This window comes from Vibrio intestinalis (genome assembly GCF_025195085.2).
Lineage (GTDB): Bacteria > Pseudomonadota > Gammaproteobacteria > Enterobacterales > Vibrionaceae > Vibrio > Vibrio intestinalis.
On sequence record NZ_JANAVY020000020.1, the window covers coordinates 14,492 to 35,775 of the forward strand.

24 protein-coding genes are annotated in these 21,284 nt (G+C 43.6%); 9 read left to right on the plus strand and 15 right to left on the minus strand.

The features are described from left to right. Positions 1–2: 2 nt before the first annotated feature. Entirely contained in the window at positions 3–731 is a 729-nt protein-coding gene (locus tag MU515_RS18170; protein ID WP_260261807.1) for a glycosyltransferase family 2 protein, read from the minus strand. A 351-nt stretch (positions 732–1,082) separates the two neighbouring features. On the opposite strand from MU515_RS18170, the gene rplY reads away from it, so the two are divergent. Next, positions 1,083–1,361 carry a 50S ribosomal protein L25 gene (gene rplY / locus MU515_RS18175; protein ID WP_260261808.1) on the plus strand — a complete coding sequence of 93 codons (279 nt, stop codon included), beginning with the start codon at positions 1,083–1,085 and terminating at the stop codon, positions 1,359–1,361. A 228-nt stretch (positions 1,362–1,589) separates the two neighbouring features. Here the strand turns inward: rplY and MU515_RS18180 are convergent, their stop codons facing one another. Beyond that, positions 1,590–1,949 carry a PilZ domain-containing protein gene (locus MU515_RS18180; RefSeq protein ID WP_260261809.1) on the minus strand — a complete coding sequence of 120 codons (360 nt, stop codon included), beginning with the start codon at positions 1,947–1,949 and terminating at the stop codon, positions 1,590–1,592. A gap of 258 nt (positions 1,950–2,207) precedes the next feature. Between MU515_RS18180 and rarD the strand changes: the two genes are divergently transcribed. Continuing rightward, the gene (rarD, locus tag MU515_RS18185) at positions 2,208–3,095 is read left to right on the plus strand and encodes an EamA family transporter RarD (protein WP_260261810.1); all 888 of its coding nucleotides are present in this window, start codon (positions 2,208–2,210) and stop codon (positions 3,093–3,095) included. 35 nt (positions 3,096–3,130) lie between these two features. On the opposite strand, the gene MU515_RS18190 is transcribed toward rarD, so the two are convergent. Next, a complete protein-coding gene (locus MU515_RS18190) occupies positions 3,131–4,549 on the minus strand; it encodes a basic amino acid/polyamine antiporter (RefSeq protein ID WP_260261811.1) in 1,419 nt (472 codons plus the stop codon). Positions 4,550–4,972: 423 nt separating this feature from the next. Beyond that, positions 4,973–5,200: a hypothetical protein gene (locus MU515_RS18195; protein ID WP_260261812.1), complete on the minus strand. Its 228-nt coding sequence runs from the start codon at positions 5,198–5,200 to the stop codon at positions 4,973–4,975. A 164-nt stretch (positions 5,201–5,364) separates the two neighbouring features. On the opposite strand from MU515_RS18195, the gene MU515_RS18200 reads away from it, so the two are divergent. Next, a complete protein-coding gene (locus tag MU515_RS18200) occupies positions 5,365–6,549 on the plus strand; it encodes a DEAD/DEAH box helicase (RefSeq protein WP_260261813.1) in 1,185 nt (394 codons plus the stop codon). Between the two features lie 112 nt (positions 6,550–6,661). Here the strand turns inward: MU515_RS18200 and MU515_RS18205 are convergent, their stop codons facing one another. Further along, entirely contained in the window at positions 6,662–6,883 is a 222-nt protein-coding gene (locus MU515_RS18205; RefSeq protein ID WP_260261815.1) for a hypothetical protein, read from the minus strand. Positions 6,884–6,960: 77 nt separating this feature from the next. Here MU515_RS18205 and MU515_RS18210 point away from each other — a divergent pair, with 77 nt between their 5' ends. Continuing rightward, positions 6,961–7,797: an alpha/beta fold hydrolase gene (locus tag MU515_RS18210; protein ID WP_260261817.1), complete on the plus strand. Its 837-nt coding sequence runs from the start codon at positions 6,961–6,963 to the stop codon at positions 7,795–7,797. Between the two features lie 100 nt (positions 7,798–7,897). Here the strand turns inward: MU515_RS18210 and MU515_RS18215 are convergent, their stop codons facing one another. From MU515_RS18215 to MU515_RS18230, 4 genes are all read right to left on the minus strand, one after another. Continuing rightward, a complete protein-coding gene (locus tag MU515_RS18215) occupies positions 7,898–8,770 on the minus strand; it encodes a hypothetical protein (protein ID WP_260261818.1) in 873 nt (290 codons plus the stop codon). A gap of 350 nt (positions 8,771–9,120) precedes the next feature. After that, entirely contained in the window at positions 9,121–9,597 is a 477-nt protein-coding gene (locus tag MU515_RS18220; RefSeq protein ID WP_260261819.1) for a Dps family protein, read from the minus strand. Positions 9,598–9,732: 135 nt separating this feature from the next. Further along, the gene (locus tag MU515_RS18225) at positions 9,733–10,335 is read right to left on the minus strand and encodes a 2OG-Fe(II) oxygenase (RefSeq protein WP_260261820.1); all 603 of its coding nucleotides are present in this window, start codon (positions 10,333–10,335) and stop codon (positions 9,733–9,735) included. A gap of 99 nt (positions 10,336–10,434) precedes the next feature. Continuing rightward, entirely contained in the window at positions 10,435–10,779 is a 345-nt protein-coding gene (locus MU515_RS18230; protein ID WP_285892496.1) for a DOPA 4,5-dioxygenase family protein, read from the minus strand. A 209-nt stretch (positions 10,780–10,988) separates the two neighbouring features. Between MU515_RS18230 and MU515_RS18235 the strand changes: the two genes are divergently transcribed. The 5 genes from MU515_RS18235 (at position 10,989) to MU515_RS18255 (ending at position 15,094) form a co-directional block, all read left to right on the plus strand. Continuing rightward, positions 10,989–11,993 (plus strand): LacI family DNA-binding transcriptional regulator, encoded by a 1,005-nt coding sequence (locus tag MU515_RS18235; protein ID WP_260261821.1) that lies wholly within the window; start codon positions 10,989–10,991, stop codon positions 11,991–11,993. 226 nt (positions 11,994–12,219) lie between these two features. Then, positions 12,220–12,528, plus strand: a complete 309-nt coding sequence (locus MU515_RS18240; RefSeq protein ID WP_260261822.1) for a PTS sugar transporter subunit IIB — start codon at positions 12,220–12,222, stop codon at positions 12,526–12,528. Between the two features lie 15 nt (positions 12,529–12,543). Then, positions 12,544–13,887, plus strand: coding sequence for a PTS sugar transporter subunit IIC (locus MU515_RS18245; RefSeq protein ID WP_260261823.1), 1,344 nt, complete (start codon positions 12,544–12,546; stop codon positions 13,885–13,887). After that, positions 13,871–14,209 (plus strand): PTS lactose/cellobiose transporter subunit IIA, encoded by a 339-nt coding sequence (locus MU515_RS18250; protein WP_260261824.1) that lies wholly within the window; start codon positions 13,871–13,873, stop codon positions 14,207–14,209. Before MU515_RS18245 ends, MU515_RS18250 begins: the two co-directional genes overlap by 17 nt. 3 nt (positions 14,210–14,212) lie before the next feature. Further along, entirely contained in the window at positions 14,213–15,094 is an 882-nt protein-coding gene (locus MU515_RS18255) for a DUF7916 family protein (protein ID WP_260261825.1), read from the plus strand. A gap of 204 nt (positions 15,095–15,298) precedes the next feature. Here MU515_RS18255 and MU515_RS18260 read toward each other — a convergent pair whose 3' ends face one another. The 6 genes from MU515_RS18260 to MU515_RS18285 all read right to left on the minus strand — a co-directional run bounded on the left by MU515_RS18260 (position 15,299) and on the right by MU515_RS18285 (position 21,185). Continuing rightward, positions 15,299–15,934 carry a response regulator transcription factor gene (locus MU515_RS18260; RefSeq protein WP_260261826.1) on the minus strand — a complete coding sequence of 212 codons (636 nt, stop codon included), beginning with the start codon at positions 15,932–15,934 and terminating at the stop codon, positions 15,299–15,301. Further along, positions 15,927–17,282: a cache domain-containing protein gene (locus MU515_RS18265; RefSeq protein ID WP_260261827.1), complete on the minus strand. Its 1,356-nt coding sequence runs from the start codon at positions 17,280–17,282 to the stop codon at positions 15,927–15,929. The genes MU515_RS18260 and MU515_RS18265 overlap by 8 nt, the downstream gene beginning before the upstream one ends. A 108-nt stretch (positions 17,283–17,390) precedes the next feature. Then, complete coding sequence (locus MU515_RS18270; protein ID WP_260261828.1) at positions 17,391–18,674, minus strand: TRAP transporter large permease; 1,284 nt, start codon at positions 18,672–18,674, stop codon at positions 17,391–17,393. A gap of 9 nt (positions 18,675–18,683) precedes the next feature. Beyond that, entirely contained in the window at positions 18,684–19,217 is a 534-nt protein-coding gene (locus MU515_RS18275; RefSeq protein WP_260261829.1) for a TRAP transporter small permease subunit, read from the minus strand. Between the two features lie 133 nt (positions 19,218–19,350). Continuing rightward, complete coding sequence (locus MU515_RS18280; protein WP_260261830.1) at positions 19,351–20,439, minus strand: TRAP transporter substrate-binding protein; 1,089 nt, start codon at positions 20,437–20,439, stop codon at positions 19,351–19,353. A 374-nt stretch (positions 20,440–20,813) separates the two neighbouring features. After that, positions 20,814–21,185 (minus strand): MarR family transcriptional regulator, encoded by a 372-nt coding sequence (locus MU515_RS18285; protein ID WP_260261831.1) that lies wholly within the window; start codon positions 21,183–21,185, stop codon positions 20,814–20,816. Between the last annotated feature and the right edge of the window lie 99 nt (positions 21,186–21,284).

Sequence of the window (21,284 nt, forward strand, 5' to 3'; positions counted from 1 at the left end):
CACTACTGTTCTTTGTAATGGCCGAACTTGTATTCCATCTCGTTATTGCGCATCTCACCACAGAAGAAGCGGCGCACATTGGCTTTCAAATAGGTCGCGCCCATTTTAAATACACCGTCTTGATCTAAACGACGAGGGTCAAAGCCGAAGGTTAAGTTCAAGAAGCGAAAACGCCAAGTTTTACTAGCACGTTTTACGTAGTCACAGTCTTCACATAAGGTAATACGCTGGTCAAAACCGCCTAGTTGTTCGTGGGCTCGGCGAGTGGAGAAAATACAAGCACCTACTGCGGTTGGAAAAGTAAACTGAGTTACAAATAGGCCAAGGTTAAATAACCCGTAACCGAATTTATGTACCAAAGGCAGATCTTTCGCCCCCATGTACACACCCGCGACTTCTAGTTGTTTCTCTTCTAGTTGACTGATGCCTTGCGCCAAGAAGGTACTATCCAAACGCACATCTGCATCTAGAAACAAGATGCGCTCATACTTGGCCAAACTAGCGCCTGTATTACGCCCTAGACTAACGCCACGCACTTCCATTTTATGAACCGTTAATTCAGGCAAAGATGATTCATACGCCTGCGCTACTTCACAGGTCTTATCTTCGCTGTTTGAATCAACAAGAATAACTTCAAAATCTCGATGGGTTTGCTTACTTAGATCTTCCATTAAGCGACCGATTCGTTTTTCTTCATTTAAAGTGATCACTACTACGCTAACTGGTCCCATGATTGACTCCTCAAGGCTTAATTGCCGAAACTTGTTTAACTTGGTAATAAGATTAACGTGCTGATACTTAACCATGGGTGAGGTAATCATTCAGATTCAGTTCATTTATAACCTTGAGCTGAAGAACGATTTTCTACATAGATAGCCAGATTTGGATTAAAATGCGGGTAATTTAAGCAAGCCCTATCTATTATCGGCCTTTGGGCTGTAAAACTATTGCCCAAACAGGTAGAGAGTGATAGTATCCGCGCTCGCTGTGAGAGTAACTACCAATTGTTCTTCAGCGGTTTACCACGACATAAGGTCGCATTATGTTGTGAAATTTAGATTAAATTTTACGAGAGTAATATTATGAAATTTGAAGCAGTAGTACGTACTGAACTAGGTAAAGGTGCGAGCCGCCGCCTACGTCACGCTGGTAAATTCCCTGCTATCGTTTACGGTGGTGAGGCAGCTCCAGTATCAATCGTTCTTAACCACGATGAACTTATTAACCAAATGGACAAGCCTGAGTTCTACGAAGGTATCGTTCTAGTTATCGATGGTGCTGAAGTTAAAGTTAAGCCACAAGACGTACAACGTCACGCTTACAAGCCAAAAGTTGAGCACATGGACTTCATCCGCATCTAATTCCTTTTAGGAATTAATCGGATTTAATCCAACCTTTTGCATAAAGATTATCGGCCTTACCATCCGAGACATCTAAAAAATTCGAAACCCCAGAGACTTACCACCTCTGGGGTTTCACCGTTTTAGAGGCTTATAAAACGCCCACCGTTTTACCCATTTTCATTCAGCAATAAAAAACGCCGCGGTAAGCGACGTCTCTAAACTCTATTTTAACCCGATATAAGTTAACTATGCCGCAGCATTGGCTCTCAGCCTTGCAAAGTACGCTGGGTACTTATTGCGAATATGTCGCTGCTCTTGCACCATGTGCTTGAATGAAGGCCCCTTGTTCAAGTAGAGAATCACTTCATTTTTGTCGAAGCGCAAAATAGACCCTTCCACCGGAATTTTACAATCTGGGTTTAAACTCAAAGTACCAGACAAAGAAAGCCCCTTGTACAAGGTGGTTAGGTTATTCATAACAATACGAATCCCCTTCTCTGACACTTCGCTAACGTGAAACAATTCGTCGTGAAAGCGAACAATCGGCATTGCACGACGAGGATACCTCAGTCGGTAATACTTACGTTTTTGTTCCAAGTCGTTCATGACTCATTCCTCGTTTACTACAGTCTGCAATACGATCTAACTCGCACCATTTGATTAATTATAACTATCGGCCATAAAAAACAAAACTTTAGCTTCACAATAACAGTAATTATTTGAAATAGCGTTGTTTTCAACGCCATATAAACCTTTGTTTTATAAAGTTACCTCATCATTAACAAAGCGATGAAGTCATCACTTTACTTTATAAGAATTAAGCATAGAATTGCCGCCTATTTCTTTTCTGGTTGCCTAATTAACATGACTGAATCTCGCTATGGTAACGCGATGGCTGCGCTCTCTTTCACCCTTTGGGGTCTGCTGCCACTTTATTATCAATTTCTACCTAACGCCGCTATGGATGAACTGTTGGCGATGCGCTTAATTGCCTCTGTTCCTTTCGCTGCGTTGATCATTTGGCTGATTAAAGGCGAGAAAATTCAGTTTTCCACACTGTTTGCAGATAAGCGTTCTTTGGCTCAAACCTTTTTTGCTAGCTTGTTTATGTGCATCTCATGGACGGCTTTCACTTGGGCAATGACCAATGATCGCGTCATCGATGCGAGCTTAGGTTTTTTCATCAGCCCACTCACAATGGCAGCACTTGGAGTTATCTTTCTTAAAGAGCAGCTTTCAAACGGCAAACGTATCGCCTTATCACTGGCAAGCCTTGGCCTAGCCTATCAAGTCATTCAATATGGAGAACTGCCGATTGTTGCGCTAACGATGGCGATCTTTTTTACCCTGTATGGTTGGTTTAAGAAGAAGACTAACTATGACTGGGCGCGTTGTCTGTTAATGGAAGCAGTGTTACTCACACCTTTCGCGCTTAGCTATTTGGTTTATAAACATGTGGCGCATGGCAATCTTGCCATCGAGACTGACTGGTCTACTTTCTTGCTCTACGTTGGCGCAGCGCCTGTGACTCTGCTGCCTTTAGTGTTTTATTCCATTGCGATAAGACTCACCAGCATGTCGAGTATCGCTCTTATGCAATATATCGAGCCGAGTATTCAATTTTTATTAGCGGTATTTTTGTTTGGTGAGCTGTTCGATGAGGTGAAGTTAGTGAGCTTTAGCCTAATTTGGGCAGGCTTGATGTTTACGATAATCGAAGGCCTACGCAAACGAGCAACGGCCAGAAGTTAAAAAAAAGCCTCTACCATGGGTAGAGGCTTTTTCATTTATAGCGCGAGAGTGAGAGAGCCTTGCCAGACCATTCCTACTGCGAGGAGTGCCATCAAGCTTAATGCACATGCCCCTAGCTTCTCTTTGCCCTTAAATGGGTGAATACCTTGCTCTCGCTTGGCTTGTATGTAGAAGTACATTCCCGGCACATACAAAATAGCTGAAAGAAGCAGATAGTTTAGCCCTGATGCATACAACAGCCACAAACCATAAACCGTTGCACCAACACCAATAAATAGCAGGCTACCGCGATTCTTTTCACTGATCGCGATCTTAAGTACAAACGCACCAACTAAGAAATACGGCACCAAGATCATCTCAGACGCAATCACTAGCAATGTATCGTAAGTACTGCCAGCAAACATCACCGCAATCAGCGAAAACTGAATCCAGATATTGGTTAATGTCAGTGGTTTAACTGGGCTGCCCGCTTTGTTCGTTTTACCGTAAGACTTAGGGAACATCTTTTCTTTTGCACACAGGTAAGGAGCTTCTGAAGCCAATACCGTCCAACTTAAAAATGCACCACAAACCGAAATCAACAGACCAACACTCACAATGTATTGTCCCCAAGGGCCAATAATTGCGGTTAACACTTTCGCCATTGAAGGATTTTGATACTGTGCGAGTTCAGTTGGCTTAATCACGCCCATCGACAACAAAGTCACAAAGACATAAATCGACAGCGCCGTTAACAAACCTAGGATAGTCGCGCGGCCAATGTCTCGTCTATCACGAGCACGGCTTGATACCACGACGGCACCTTCAATACCGATGAACACCCAAACGGTCACCAGCATGGTGCTTTTAACCTGAGCTAATAGAGAATGGCCATCACCAAAGTGCACACCAGTAAAATCGAGGGTAAAGGTATCTAGATTGAAGGCAAACAGAGCGGCGATAATAAAGAGCAGTAAAGGAACGAGCTTAGCAAAGGTAGTAACAAGGTTGATAAGCGCGGCGGTTTCTACCCCACGTAGCACCAAGCAATGTACCATCCAAAGTAAGCAAGAAGCGCCCAGAACCGAAACCCATGTATTACCTTGGCCAAAGATGATGCTGTCTGGCGTGTCAAACAGTAACCCAAGGGTACTAAACACAATCACTAAGTACGAAACGTTGGCTAACATGGCACTTAGCCAGTAACCCCACGCAGAGCAGAAGCCAACAAAGTCACCGAAACCTTCTTTGGCGTAACCGAATACGCCGCTATCGACATTTGGGCGATGAAAAGCAAGTCTTTGAAAAGAAAGAGCAAGGAAGATCATCCCTACACCAGTGATTGCCCAACCAATCATTACAGCCGCTGGGCTTGCAATAGCTGCCATATTTTGTGGCAGGCTAAATACACCTGCACCTATCATCGAGCCTATTACAATTGCGGTTAGGGAGCCTAACCCAAGTTTATTGTTCATTATTATGTGGTTACCTATCGTTCAACCTGGGGGGATTTTACGTGCAATTTGTCAATATGCGCAGACTGGTTGTGATCGAAGTCTCGAACAAAGTGACAATAACAACTATTTCATTGTGTTCGATCAATCCCCATCGAACATTCTAATATTTTCGACTGCAAAATAAAGTTATGAGGATAAAAATAACTAGCCAAACAAGCTAAATGCAGATTTATTAACCACAAATGGATATTCAGTCAGTCAAAAAGACACGATACATCGCATGAGCGCGAAAAGTGACATACCTCGGAAGGCGACAGTGAATATATAAGCAAAAGTAACAATAAGCAAAAAAGAGTTCAGGTGGCTAAAATAGCCTCAAAACAACGATGGGGTGCACTGCACCCCATCTAATAAAATTTAACGTTATAGTCATGATAAAAGCTAGTGTTCGCGCCCTGAAGGATTCACTGCAAACTCTACTTGTTGATAAATGTCCGCCAGCTTCTTCTCGCCTTTTTCCTTAGCTCGACGAGATTTCGCTGCATAGCTTTGGTGATTGTCTTGCATTTCTAGTGCTTTTTGATGCGCTTGAGCGGATTTCAAATATTCAGGATTCGCTAGCGCTTGTTGGCGTAAACGATTTACGCGCTCGATGGTTTCCCACAACATAAGACACCTCCTTTATACCTGTTTATATAACCAGTATATAACTATCGCATCCATAGTCAACAAAATACTGGATATTTAACCAGCCCACCCACATCACAGTTTAGTGGCAAGCGTATCGCTTCGTGGTAGAATGCCAGCCTTTATTCAGTACCAATGAGTCTCTCATGACATTTTCTAAACTCGGTTTAAGCTCACCTATTACACGTGCACTCGAAGAGTTGGGCTATCAAAAACCCACCACGATTCAAACCAAAGCAATCCCTGTAGCGCTTGAGGGCCGCGATCTTATCGCCGCAGCACAAACTGGTACTGGTAAAACAGCAAGCTTTGTCTTGCCGATCCTAGAGAAGCTAAACCAAGGGGAAACCCAACGTAAAAAGCGTATTCGTGCTCTTGTCGTAGTGCCAACGCGTGAGCTTGCTATACAAGTTGAATCTAAAGTTGCCGACTACGGTAAGCACTTAAACCTAACCTCAGCGGCTATATTTGGTGGTGTAGATGAGAAGCCTCAAAAGCAACGCTTAATTGAGGGTGTCGATGTGTTAGTGGCAACACCAGGTCGCCTTATCGACTTGTATGGCCAACGCGCTGTCTACTTTGAAGAAGTTGAAGTGCTAGTGCTAGACGAAGCTGACCGTATGCTTGATATGGGCTTTATTGAAGACATCAATAAGATCATCGCGCGCTTACCAGAAGATGTGCAAAACTTACTCTTCTCTGCAACGCTATCAAACAAAGTGCGAGACCTTGCTAAAACAGCAGTGCATAACGCTTTCGAAATTTCTATTGCGGCCAATGCAGCCTCTAAATCAAACATTGAACAGTGGTTGATTACCGTCGATAAAGACAAAAAATCTGCACTACTGAGCCATTTGATTAAAGAAAATCAGTGGGACCAAGCCCTCATCTTTATTGAGACTAAGCATGGCGCCGCGAAACTTGTTTCTCAGCTAGAAAAGCGTGACATTAAAGCGGAAGCGTTCCATAGCGGTCGCAGTCAAGCAATCAGAGAGCAGTTACTAGCAGATTTCAAATCAGGAAAAATTCAATACTTAGTGGCTACGGGTGTTGCTGCTCGTGGTATCGACATTGATGAACTGTCACGTGTTGTTAACTACGATCTACCCTTCCCTGCTGATGAATACGTTCACCGAATTGGACGCACAGGCCGCGCGGACGCAAAAGGTGAAGCGATCTCTTTAGTATCAAAAGATAACTTCAAGAACCTTTGTATGATTGAAAGCCGCTTAGGGCATTTGATTGAACGCCGCGAAGTAGAAGGCTTTGTCCCAAACAAGCCAGTCCCTATCTCTATTTTGAACTACGTGCCAAAGCATAAAAGACAATAAAAAAAGCCAGCGTTGAGCTGGCTTTTTAATGTTTCGATTTTCGCATTATTTTCCAAAAAGGATTTATAACAATATCATTAATATTGTCATTAAATTAGATTAGACTCTAATATTACGCGGCGTCGTTATGCTCTTGCTTATTTTTAGTGTCTCCATAGACACCTTCAAAGCCTCGCAATTTTATCTCTAAATTTGCGCCAAAATACTGCAAATCGATAACTGGCTCTTTGTGATCGTTAATTTGTTTGCCTAACGTTTCTAAAAGCTCAGCCATGAAATCTTTAACAACCTGATCTGCATCTGACAGATACTGCTCTAGTCTCTCATTTCTCATTTTATACCTAGCCTGAACATTAATTCTAATTAGTCGTTCTTTTATATTGTGTTTTCTTTTTACATAAGGAGCACACTATGCAAATTAATACTGCTGTTTTAAATGGAAATCAGTACCGTTACTCTTTCTACCCTTGCGATGATTCTGACCAACATGTGATCTTTTTACTCGGTGCATTGCAAGAAATCGAAAGTGTCGATTCATTCTCCAAGTCATTTGCCAACAAGCTTAATTGCATCACGATTGAAGTCCCGGGAACAGGTTTAACCCAACCTCTAGATTCAACAATCAGTATTCGCGATCAAACTTCGATGCTACTTGATTTAATCAATTATTTAGGGATAACCAGTGCGCATGTCATCGGCTTTTCTTACGCCACCGCCATCGCAGTAGAACTGTGCGATTTATGGAAAAACGTACTGACTCTTTCCATTTTTGGTGGAGTACCCGGCATTCCAACTTCAGGCCGACTTGCAACCAAAAAAATGATTGCTGCTGCCATGGAAAGCCCGAGTGATTTCGCGCAAACCTTTACTAAATCGTTAACTGTTAACCATCCTGACATTCCCAGAAACAACGCCATAATCAAGGCCACTGAGAGAGGTGTCGCTAAGCTCGAACAAGAGCGAATTGATGTATTTTTTGAAAACTCAGTGCGACTATTAGTTCATACGCCAACCAACATAGAAAATATTTCAATCCCAAGTACGGTCTGTGTTGGGGAATATGACCCATATGTAACAACTGATATCGCTTTAGAGTTCGCTAATAAATTAAAAAACAGTCATTTTGTAGTATTAAAAAATGCCGATCACTTAGCGCATTTACAGCACCCTGAAAAAGTGGCAGCCATAATGATCGCTCAAGCATCCTCTTTAATTGAACTAAAGAAAACGCTAACAAGTTTAACCTAAATAACTGAGTATTATTTTTAACTTTTGAGAATTTATAATCAACTCAAACATCTGCGTATTTTGGGTTGATTATTTTCACTGAGATGGGTGAAGTCACGAATTATATGTAAATCTTTGATAGTGTTGTCAGTATTTGGATCGCACTATTTTTACGAGAATAATCTAATTTTCTCAATGATTCAACAATCAAAGAATCACGTACATGCTGCATTTGACGCAGACGATGAAATTGAGGGAATTGACGCATTTCACTTGAAAAATCTGCGTGAGAATCAAGATGAAAACCTAGTTTTACCCTAAAGCCTATCGCTACCGGAAAGTCTCTAATTTTATTAATATCTTCAAGAATAGAATATTGGTAAGTAGAGATGCCTAACACCCGCGATAATGTCTCTATTGATATGTTGTTCTCTTCACGAAATCGTTTCGCGGTTATCGAGATTGAACGGTAATAATCAATCGCAAAAGCGTTAACATCTAGCACTGGCGGCGGTAGCAGCTCGTTGTAGTGATCTAACGAACCAACTTGCGACTCGACGTTGAGGCGGTATTGCTCAAACTCTGCTCTAGATTCAGCATCCATTAGATTACAAACCAGCTGTAAAAAGACGTCAAACTGATCACTGGGTAAACGACCAATACACAGCAGCGCTTCAATGGCTTTATCATCCATCCCACGGTAATGCTCTTTAAGCTTCAAACCGTAGTAAAAGCTAGTCATAGGAACCATCATCACCCAAGACATCGCCGCGACAACATGAATCGGTCGCATAGATGGATAACTCTGCTGCATATAACGCTTTAGTGTTGATGCGTTAATGCCAGTCACACGCTTCTCAAGTTGATCAAAAGTTATTCCCTGTGCACGACGCGCATAAGACATCGAAACAGCCATTTCTGAATCTATATTCTTAAGTAGATTATCGAGCTTTTCGATATCTTGATCTGACACTTCAACGTTGCTGTTCGGCATGTAGATTATCTAACTTGATTGGTATTCACAGTAACGGCGCGCGTTAAGCTGACGACGAAATGTAAAAGAATATTACATATTAAGTCGCATTAAGTTAACAGATTTAGCACTAACAATCTAGGTGATAAAATAACCATAAACAACTGATTAAACGTATCTTTGTATAAATATGATTGGCTAAAACCGCCTACAGCCCTTGCAGCTTCTATAAATCAAAAGTACTGGCTTAACCAATATGACTCCCTTCCTCCTCCAGTGTTTAGAGTCAAAGAGACAATTACAGAGCCTTGCTGCGCGGTGACCTAAGCAGTTCTAGCCAAACAAAAAGGGAGCAATGCTCCCTTTCATGACTATTGAAGATATGCGTTCAGCATCCACATCAACTTTTCTTGCTCGCGGATATAATCACCCATTAACGCGGCTGTACCTTCGTCATTCGCCTCACCCGCGTTATCGAGGATTTCGCGTTGTTTGACCAGTAGTAAGCTAAATCCATCCACTAAGCCTTTCACACAATCTAAGCCCGTGGTCGCATTTTCATGTTCTTGTAACTCACTCACCGCAAGGTAGCGGCTAAAGCTATGCGTCGGTGTATGACCAAGGGTTAGAATACGCTCTGCCAGTTCATCGATTTTAGTTTGTAAATCGGTATAGATTTCTTCGAACTTAACGTGCAGCTCAAAGAACTGCTGACCTTTGATGTTCCAGTGGTAACCACGAGTATTCATATACAGCACTTGGTAATGTGCCAACAAATGGTTAAGCTGCTGTGCAAGATCAGAAGCCTGCTCACTATCAAGACCAATTAAGTTAATTTGATTTGTCATGGCGATTCTCCGCTAGTGGTTCTATGCGAGTGGTAAACACTCGTGATTCGTTTCGTTAGCAGTAGAATAGCCCACCTCAACAAATCGGTAAAAACGATTAAATCTATACATTCAATCGTTAATACCTATTTAAAATTAACGCGCAATATCAAGTTGGTTATCTTTGACACCATTGATACGAAACCAGCCTGCAATGCTAAAGCGCTCAGCGTTGGTTGGTAACACTTCATGAGGGAATTGTTCTGATAAAAACACGAACAAGCGTCCCGATTTAGGTGGGATCGTCGCGATATGATTATCATCGAGATCGTAAACAACCAGTTCACCAGCGTCTGATTCATCCCACTGCTCATTCATGTAAAACACCGTGGTCAAACGACGGTTTTCATTACCCTTGAAGCAATCCAAATGCTTTTGGTAAAAATCGCCTTTTTCATACTTGGCAAAATGCGCTTCGTATTCAAACAAACCTAGATAAAAATGGCGATTCGCTTCTAGACGAATTTGCTCCATTTTATCGAGAAACTGCCCGACTGGATTGCCCATCGAAGAGGATAACCATTGAATTTTATCGCTACGAATCGTTTCTTCACGCGAGGTCTCATCATTACGGCCAATACGCGCGTTTTTCCAATCCTCTGGAATACAATCCCTCAACGCTGCAACCTCTGTCGGTGTAAGGAAATCATCCCAAATATAGTAGCCTTGGGTTGCTAAAGCATCGATGAGTTGGTTCATTAGTTTGCACTCGTGCAGTTAAAGGGCGCTCTATATAAAACGTCCTCTAACCAAGTGCAATTTGGATAATTTATCGTAACGACAAATCGCGTAGAGCAGCTATTTAAAAATAGATAAATCGAGGCTAACTGGCTCACCTAACCAGTGAACAGAATCCGTGTGATCGCGAAGCTCATCATCAGTTACCGGATGCACTAACACCGAGTGCCCTGCTCTCACCTGTTCTAGCCAAGCGGTGACACTTTCAAACTGAGCGCCATTGAAATCAATTTCAAAGCTCCACAGCGTATGCGGGCCAACGGGTTTACGATGAAATCGACCAACTTTTAGCCCTAACTCTTGATTCGCTCTGACATGAATTGTCTCGGCATATTGGCAAGTGGCTTGGTCAAAATAGAAGTGAGCATGGTAGTGGGTATTTGAAGACATCATCATGGTAATCATTATTATTTGGCTTTAGCGCATTGTAACACCTGACCTTCACCATCGCGGCTCTACTTACATTAATTACATTTAATGATTGAGTTTGATTTGTGTGACCTGCTTCCCTGTTCATCACTATCGTAGGTCTTGCGGAGGCTTATTCCTATTCATGCTTCGTCAATTCATGCTATTAATTCTCAAATAATAAAAAAGTCATTTTAGAGGTTCAAATGGCAACCATTAACGACGTATGCCGCGTCGCGGGAGTCTCCAAAGCGACCGTGTCGAGGGTAATAAACGGTACGGGCCAAGTGCGTGCTAGCACCCGCGAAAAAGTAGAAGCGGTAATGAAAGAACTCAACTATCGCCCGAGTATCGTAGCTCAAGCTCTCGCCAACAAAAGTGCAAACAGTATTGGCTTAGTTATCTCAGATTTTACTGGTGGATATTTCGGTAGTCTTTTGAAGCAAGCTTCGGTGAGCGCAGACAAACTAGGCAAACAGTTATTTTTTGCCGATGGTCACAACAATGCCGAAGATGAGCTTAAAGCGGTTCACTCTTTGGTTGAAAAACGCTGCGACATTATTATTTTGTACAGTCGTATGCTGTCATGCGAGCAAGTGGTTGCATTAAGTAAATCCATCGATGTACCACTACTAAATGTTGGTCGTTTGCTACCAGAATCCGCAGGATACTCTATCTCATTTGACCAAAAACACGCGATACAAATTGCAGCGAAACACTTGGTTGAACTCGGACACAAGAACCTTACCTACATTGGCCCCAAACCCACTACTCCGACATCACGAATGCGCTTAGCGGGTTTCTTGGAATACGTCGAACAAAATGAACAGCAAGGCTTAGTTAGCCAAATCTGTGAATCTAATTTCGGTTTCGAGGAAGGTTACCAAGCCACTAAGAAATGGCTCGAGACCAATCACTTTGGCAGTGCTATTGTCGCGGCCGCAGATGATATTGCGGTTGGCTGCATTAAAGCATTGAAGGAGCATGGCATACTCGTGCCCGAGCACGTTTCCATCGTCAGCATAGATAACGATGCCTGCTCACCCTTTATTGACCCTCCGCTAACCACGGTCGATGTGCCCATTCGCAAAGTGGCAGACAAAGCTATGGTGGTTGCCCAGCAAATTCTTGGTGGTGAACCTCAGCCCGAATCTGAAGTTATTTGTGGTCAGTTGATCGAACGCTCCTCTGCTCGTTCGCTCTGGAAATAGCAATTAAATGGCTTTGTTAATAACAGAGCCATCATTTACCAACTTTCTATATCCCCTCCACATCCCCGTCAATCTATAAAATTTGATCCAATAAACACTATTTTCCGCTGAAACGCTGTTTTTCGTGATATTAGACGCATTGATGTAACCGGTTTCAGCAACCGGTTTCCGAACTCCTTATAGTGATTAATGTTTAATCACAAACGCTAATTAAAGGAGCAGCAAGATGAAGATATTTCTTTGTTGTGCAGCCGGAATGTCTACCAGCATGCTGGTTACAAAAATGGAACAAGCAGCAAAAACCAAGAACATTCAATGTGAAATATCCGCCCACTCAGTCAGCGAGTTTGAGGATTGCATCAAGGCATGTGACGTTTGCCTAGTCGCACCACAAGTGAAGTTTAGATTTGAAGAATTTAAGAAAGAAGCAGTGGCGATAGGTAAGCAATGCGGCCTTATCGACATGATGAACTACGGAATGCTGAATGGTGAAGCGGTATTAGGTCAAGCCATAGACCTATACAAATCACGTTAGAAATGGAGAATCACAATGTCTGTATTTGATAAAACAATGCACTTTGTCGAAAATGTCGTCGCTCCTGTGGCTGGCAAAATATCGGCACAAAAACACATAACAGCGGTAAAAGATGGCTTCGTTTCTGCAATGCCATTTTTGATTGTTGGCTCACTACTTTTGGTACTCGCTTTCCCACCTTCGGACAGTGGCTTCTTCTTCGAAGGCTGGCACAATCTGATCAATCTATTGGGTAGTGACAATATCCTTGCGCCTTTCCAAGTGAGCATGGGGATCTTTGCCGTCTATGCGACATTTGGTATCGCATTCAGCATGGCTGAAGCCTACAAGTTACGCCCAATGAACACGGGTATGCTGGCAATGTTCGCCTTTATCCTAGCCGCTGCGCCTATGGTCAGCGTCGCAGATGTTGGCGGTGTTCTACCGGCTGCGTATCTGGGTGGTTCAGGTGCTTTTACTGCAATTCTTTGTGGTCTACTTGTCCCTGAAATGCAGCGCCTACTTATCAAATACAACATTCGCATCAAAATGCCAGATGCTGTACCACCAAAAATCTCCGCGTCTTTCGATTTGCTGATCCCTATTGTATTTATCTCGATCATCGTTGTTAGTATCAACGGTGTGCTAGCTGGGCACGATCTACAAATCCCTTCTGCGATCATGGAGTTGTTTAAACCATTGGTTGTTGCTTCAGACTCTTACATTGCAGCACTTCTTGCAGTATTGCTTATCCAATTGCTTTGGTTTAGTGGTATTCACGGTGGCTCTGTGGTTGGCGGTATTATCGCGCCGATGCTGTTAGTTAACCTTGGCCTAAACCAAGAAGCACTAGCCGCGGGAGAACCTCTACCGAAGATTTTCGTCAACCCATTGGTCGACTTCTTCGTCTTTGTTGGTGGCGCAGGCGGTACGTTTGGCTTAGTTCTACTGATGATGCGATCTAAAGCTGCTCAGCTTAAGACCATCGGTAAAATGTCTGTGATTCCGGGCGCGTTCAACATCAATGAGCCAGTAATCTTTGGTACCCCAATCGTGATGAACCCGGTTTACTTTATTCCTTGGATTGTCGCTCCATTCATCAATACTTCAATCGTTTGGATGGCTTTCAAAACTGAAATGGTTTCTCGCATCATCGCCCTACCACCTTGGACAATGCCAGCTCCTATAGGTGCCGTGATGGCAACCAACTCGATTACCGCAGCACTGGTTGTATTGATATGTCTAACAGTAAGCATGGTAGTTTTCTACCCATTCCTAAAAGTACATGAGAAACAGCTACTGGCAGAAGAAAAAGCCATGGCTGAAGCGGCTAACCCAACTCACACTAACGAGGAAGAATTAAATGAATGCCGTAACTAACCCTGAACTTGAAATCACTGAAGAGTTTCTAATGACACTTCTATGTCACGTAGGCGCTGCACGTTCTGCCTTTATTGGCGCGATGCGCAGTGCTCGTGCGGGTGATTTCAAATCTGCCAAACAACAGATGGATGAAGGCGACCAAGCACTTAAGGACGTCCATAAATCCCAGACCGAGTTGATTGGTTCTGACGAAGGTTCAGGTAAAGTGAAAATGACGCTAATTCTGACCCATATTCAAGACCATATCATGACCACCATGCTATGCCGTGAAGTGACAGAAGAAGTGATTGCGATTCATAAAGAGTTAAAAGGAAAATAAGCCGTGAAAAAGCGTATTTTTGATTACACCGCCGAAGATTTCCGACTCGCAGGCCGTCAACAATTAGTTGATGCAATTCGCCTCTCTGAAGGGCGAACCATGATGGTCGAAAATGTGATTGGTCTTACTCCACCGATTGATATGGTGTCTGGTGCCGAGATCGCCGCTGCCTTTGGCGCAGATATGATCACCCTCAACTGTCTTGATGTATTTGAACCTAAGATAAAGGTGCTAACGGATGATCCAGAGGCATTTATCACTATCGATCAAGTTAAACAGCTGACAGGTCGATTAGTCGGCTGCAACCTTGAACCTGTACCAGAGGGAGTCACCCACCTTGTGGAAGGTCGAACGGTGACAGAACGTAGTGTTAAACAAGCCGTCGAAATTGGCCTTGATTACGTCATGTTAACCGGTAACCCGGGCAACTGCGTTTCACAAGAAACCATCTTAGAAGCAATTACGCTAGTTCGCGCGATTGCGCCTGAGATGCTCATTGTGGCAGGTAAGATGCACGCGGGGGGTGTTGGTAATGACTACAACCTCAACATCGTACCTGCGTTCGCAGAGGCAGGCGCCGATATCATGATGTTCCCTGCCCCTTACACTACTCCGGGCGTAGGGCCAGAACTGGCAAAACAGATGATGGACGCCGTTCACCAAACTAACATGCTCGGTATGCTCGCCATCGGCACTTCGCAAGAAGGTGCTACCGAAAGCTATATCGAACAAGTGGCGATTGCGGCCAAAGCTGCTGCCGCTGATGTAGTACATATCGGAGATGGTGGCTATAGCGGCATTGCTCCACCCGAAAACATCATGCGTCTTGGCATGACGTTACGCGGCCGACGCCATCAGTTTAAACGTATGGCTAACCGCCGTTAGCCCATCAGATGACAATGAATCATAAGATCTGAGCCTAAACCAGCACCCTAAGCCCTTTTGGGTGCTGGCTTCATTCCGGTTATAAGCCATTCATCATTCCCGAAAATAGATGGTGAATCGCTTATAAACATCTTGTCGATGTCTCCGGTGTCCTCCTTAATAGAGCTATTTAGCTTAGCCCCACTTCGGTGGGGTATTTTTTGCCTAAATCATCCCCTGCTCTAGCGCGTACTTAGCAAGCTCTGCTGTGCTATGCAGTTCTAATTTGTGTTTGATGTTTTGTCGGTGAGTTTCCACTGTGCGGTAACTGATATCCAATAAGGCCGCGACCTTTTTACTGCTATGGCCTTGCGCCACCAGCTTAAGCACGGCTTCCTCTCTACGGCTTAACGGATTCGGCTTTTGCGCCGCGGGAATCACTTGTTGGGAAAACAGGGTTTGCGTGACCGATTCACAAAAATAGGTCGAACCTTGGTCAACCGTTTTTATCGCTTGCACCATCTTATCTGCCGATATTTCTTTAAGCATGTAGCCCACAGCGCCAGATTGCATCACTTTCATAATGTATTCACGGTTGTCGTGCATGGTTAACATCAGCACTTTAACATCAGGTCGTTCCTGCTTAACCACTTTGGTCGCATCAATGCCATTCATTACGGGCATACTGACATCCATCAACACCACATCAGGATTAAGCGATTTGATCACCTCAACGGCTTCTACCCCATTACTGGCAGTGCCAATCACGTTAATATCGTCTTCCAAACTCAAGCGAGCTTTAAATCCCTCTAGTACCACTTGATGATCATCAACAATCACAACTTTGATTGGTTCATCCATAGGCGATCCCTTCTAAATGGAGCAACACGGTGATTTCAGTACCAAAGCCCGGCTCACTATCTAATTCGAAATCACCACCGATAAATTCCACCCGCTCACGCATATTACGTAAACCTATCCCCGTCTTTCTAAGTGTAGAACCCACGTCAAAACCTACACCATCATCGCGAATAATTAGCTGCAGCATATTGCCCAGTTGCTGCAATATCACCGTCACATTAGTCGCTTGAGAGTGCTTTTCTATATTAGTTAATGACTCTTGCGCTACGCGATAAAGCGTGGTGGCAATTTCTGATTTCAGCTTGCCTTTTTGAGTATCAAAAGAGGCATCGACCGTTAGACCAGAGTGAGACTGAAAATCTTGCAGCAAGGTATTCATCGCCGCTTCTAAACCAATGTCATCCAAGGCACTCGGACGTAAGTTGTGCGAGATATGACGAACTTCATTGATGGCCATCATCAGCGATTGCTGTGACTGACTCAAATACTGGCGCTGCGCTTGGTCTTCGAGCTTATGGCCAAGCAACTCCAAATGACACTTACTCGATACAAGCAATTGATTAATGCCATCATGAAGCTCGCGCGCAAGATGCTTCTTCTCATCTTCTTGAAACATAACGGTTTTGTGCGCTAACTCTTTCAAGCTTTTGTCAGCAAGACGATGCTCATGCATATTGACCGCGAGTGTAATCACCACTATCACCGCAACGGTAATCACTACAATGACAATCAACGAAAAAAAGGTCGTTTCAATATTATTGTTGATAGCCGATTGTAAATTCGCCACCTCTTTAGTGACATCCTCAATATAGAGGCCTGTGCCAATCATCCAGTCCCACTTATCTAACCACGCGGCGTAACTAAGTTTAGGTACTGTTTCACCTGTCGACGGTTTTTGCCAAAGATACTGATGAAAACCGCCACCAGATCGCGCTTGCTTAAGCAGTTCGACAATTAAGAAATCGCCGTTTTGATCTTGAATATGCAGTAGATTACGCCCTTGCAACTCGGGCATGATTGGGTGGACCAAATTAGTCCCATCGTGTTGATAGACAAAGAAATAGCCATCACTACCATACCTGAGTTTACTAATGATGGCTTTTACTGCTTCTTTGGCCGTTCTCTCATCCAAACTAGGATCATTGTAAACATGTGAAATTGCATCGAATGCCAAATCTACACTGTCCTTGAGTGCCGACTCTTTTGATTGAATTAGTCCAGAACGGAATATCTCTATCTCTTTGTCGCCCAGCGTTTTAGCTTGATACACAGCAATCCAGCTCGTACTCGCGGTAACGAGCAAAAGTGGCAACAGACTCAATAATATCAATTTGGCTTTAAGAGGCATTCCGTCTCCTCTCAATGGATTTTAAAGCGAGTAACAACAAAAAATGGCTTGCGTAGTGCAAGCCATTTAACTCTATCATTTACATGTCATTAACAACACTCTTCGTGATCACATTCCATAGAATTCTGGGAAGACCAGTAATGACGCGAGCACCGCAATTTGAATCGCTATAAATGGCATTACCCCTCGATAAATATCGCGGGTCGTGACGCCAGCCGGCGCTACACCTTTTAAATAGAACAAGCTGAAACCAAACGGCGGTGTTAAGAAGGAAGTCTGTAAGTTCATCGCAATCAAGATAGCAAACCAGGTCATGTTAATGCCCATCAATTCAGCAACCGGTGCAATGATAGGTACGATGATGAAACAAATCTCTACGAAATCAATGAAGAAACCGAGAATCAAAATCACCAACATAGTGATGATCAAGAAGCCCCACTTCTCACCTGGCAGTTGCAACATCCACTCTTCAACTAAGTAATCGCCACCTGTGTATGTAAAGGCCATCGAGAATGCCGTCGCACCAAGTAAAATTGCGAACACCATAGCGGTAACTTTCACCGTCTCTTTTGCTGCCTCGTAAACCATGATCCAACTAAACTGTTTGTACAGTACAGCCAATACGATAGCGCCTGCGCCACCTAACGCAGCCGACTCGGTAGGTGTTGCCACACCTGCGAAGATAGAACCCAATACCACCACAATCAGCGCCAAAGGCGGGATAACTGCTTTTAGGGCTGCAATCACTTCTTGCTTACGGCTTACCGATTCATCGCGCTCAATCGGCTGAGCCGCTTCAGGGTTTAGCTTGGCATAGATAAGGATATAAATGACATAGGCGCCAACTAAAACTAACCCCGGCCAAACTGCCGCTTGGAATAAATCACCGACAGGTACACCTAATACATCACCAAGCAAAATCAGAACAATAGAAGGAGGAATGATTTGCCCTAGCGTGCCCGAGGCACAGATGGTTCCGCACGCGAGTCCTTTATCGTAGTTATATTTGAGCATGACAGGCAGCGAAATAAGCCCCATCGCAACCACTGATGCGCCTACTACGCCTGTCGAAGCGGCAAGCAATGCACCAACCAAAACGGTTGAGATAGCAATACCACCGCGAACACCACCAAATAGCTTACCCATGGACTCCAATAACTGTTCGGCTAAGCGTGTTTTTTGTAACACTAAGCCCATAAATACGAACAGCGGAACAGCCATTAACACGGTGTTTTCCATGATGGACTGAATCCGATACGGCATGAAGGCAAACATATCCATACCTTCTGCCCAAACACCGAAGATTAGCGCGATACCACCAAAGGTAAACGCAACCGGAAAACCCAGCAGCAAAGCAAACAGGGCAACGAAAAACATTACAATACCAATCATTGTCAGCTCCTATTTGCTTGCGTGATTTTGCAGTAGATGAGGGTTAACGATCTTATTTAGCGAATGAAGCATTAAACCAATGCCACTGACCGCCATAAAAAAGAACGATAAAGGGATCATTGCTTTTATGATCCAGCGATAAGGCAAGCCGCCTGGGTCACCTGATGTTTCACCCAACGAGTAGCTCTCTTTCGCAAAGTCGATTCCGTACCATGCCACCAGCAAGCAAAACGGAAATAGGAATATCAGTGTGCCTAACAAATCGATAATGGCTTGAGCTTTGTTGGATAGGCGCTCGTAAAAAAGGTCAACGCGAACATGGCCTCCCGCTTTAATTGCGTATGGCACACCGAGTAGAAATACCGCTGAAAAGAGGTGCCACTCCATTTCTTGAAACGCAATAGAAACATCGTTAAACACATAACGCATCACCACGTCGTAGACGACATTGGCTAGCAAAAGAATAAATAAGACACTGGATAACCAGCCGAGGAAATCGCCAAAGCGATTGAAGATCCGCTCTATGTAAATAAGACTTCTCATCCCTAACTCCATGGAATTTTGAAAATGGCTCCGCTCTTGAGAATCAAGGCGGAGCTTCATCGTTGTAGAACCAATCTTGCGTTGGCTTACATTTCTTGGGCTTGTTGTTACATTGTCACTGCTTGCAGCTAACTTATTGGGCTTGGCTGTTTAAGTAAGCGCGGTGCGAAATATTAGACCAAGGGCGAACTTGCTCTAGGTAATCCGCTTGAGACTCTTGAATCTCTTTCGCTAACTCGTCTTTCTCTGCATGCTGTTTAAGCAAGCGATCATTCGCTTCACGTAGCGCCATCATCACTTCTGCAGGGAAATCTTTTACCTGAACATTTGGGTATTCAGATTGGATAGACGCCCAGTTTTTACCACTTTCATGCTTAGACTGAGTGTACATATCGTAAGCGGCAGTCTTCATCGCGACTTGCAAGATGGCTTGCAGATCTTCTGGTAGACGATCCCAAGTGCGCTTGTTGACTAAGAATTGAAGCTCAGTGCCCGGCTCATGCCAACCTGTGTAGTAGTAAGGGGCAATTTTATGAAAGCCCATACGCAAATCCAGTGAAGGACCAACCCACTCTAGTGCGTCGATGGTTCTGCGTTCTAATGAGGTATACAGCTCACCCGGTGCGATGTTAGTTGGTTTTGCCCCTAGCTCTGCCAATATTTCACCGGCAAAACCCGGAATACGCATTTTCAGACCTTTTAAGTCATCCACTGAATTGATTTCTTTTTGAAACCAACCACCCATTTGAGTATCAGTGTTACCACCAGGGAAAGAGAGCAAATTATGTGGTTCATACACTTGCTCCATCAGCTCCATACCACCGCCATAGTAGAACCAAGCGTATTGCTCAGTCGGCAGCATGCCGAACGGCATTGAAGTGAAATAAAGCGTGTTTGGCACCTTGCCCTTCCAGTAATAAGAAGCTGAGTGCCCCATATCGTATTGACCCGATTTCACCATATCGAACACACCAAGAGGCGCTTTATGTTTATTGGCTGAATCGATACGAATTTGCAGGCGACCATTAGACATTTCTTCGGCCATCTTGGCCATGTTCTTAGTCGCATCACCGAAAATTGGGAAGTTAGGCCCCCAAGTTTCAGCTAGTTTTAGTCGATAGACCTTATCCGCTGCGTTTGCTGTAACAGCAAACATAGCAAGCGTCGCTGCGACTGCAGTTCCTTTCATTACACGTTTAATGGTTTGTTTTATAAGACTCATGTTCACGTCCTTTCTTATAAGGTTCTTTGTAGAGACATCCTGTTTCATTGACAGCATGAATCATCAAAGAGCAATAAAAAATCGGCGTGAACACGGAGAAAATTAACAGACAAAATTGGAGGGGATAGATATCGCTACGTAGTTATACGTACTACATTAACCTTGCCTTAATTTATCTAATTGAATAGATTAAAAATTAAATAATAATAAAAAGTGAATTTAAGCGGAAAACCACGTACGTAGAAAGACCAAACAAAGTTTGCAGTTATTTTAATAAATGTGACATCAAGATTTAAACTTTGTAAATTCATACCGACAGAAACAAAAAAGCCTCGACACTGTCGAGGCTTTTTTGCAATCGTATGGCTAACGAATTAAAGAGCTTTATAGATAACTTTGTTACCAGATAGCTGCTCTTTCGCCACTAGGTTTTCTTCTAGTAGCTTTTTAAGTGCGCCAGTCGCCCAAGAAGCTGCTTTTGCTTCTTCTTGACCAGCGGCTAGGCCGATACCTTTAGGGTTGATACCCTCTGCATTGCTTACAACAATGTCTAGTACTTGTTGCTGTTTAGGCGTAAGCGCTACGTCAGCTTTCTTAGCTACAACAACTTTCTCCGCAGCTGGTGCTACAGCGACCTTTTTCTCAACTACAGGCTTAGCTTTTTTAGTTGCTTGGATGTTCGCAACTGTCGCTTTAATGTGCTTTTGCAGTTTCAGCTGCACTTTGCGCTTATGAGCAAGTCTCATCGAGTGTTTCTCCATTTCACTGCATACGGAGCAGTGGTGAAAATTTGAAGCGCGATTTATACCAAAAAATTACCCCCTTTTATAGGGTAACAACGTGAT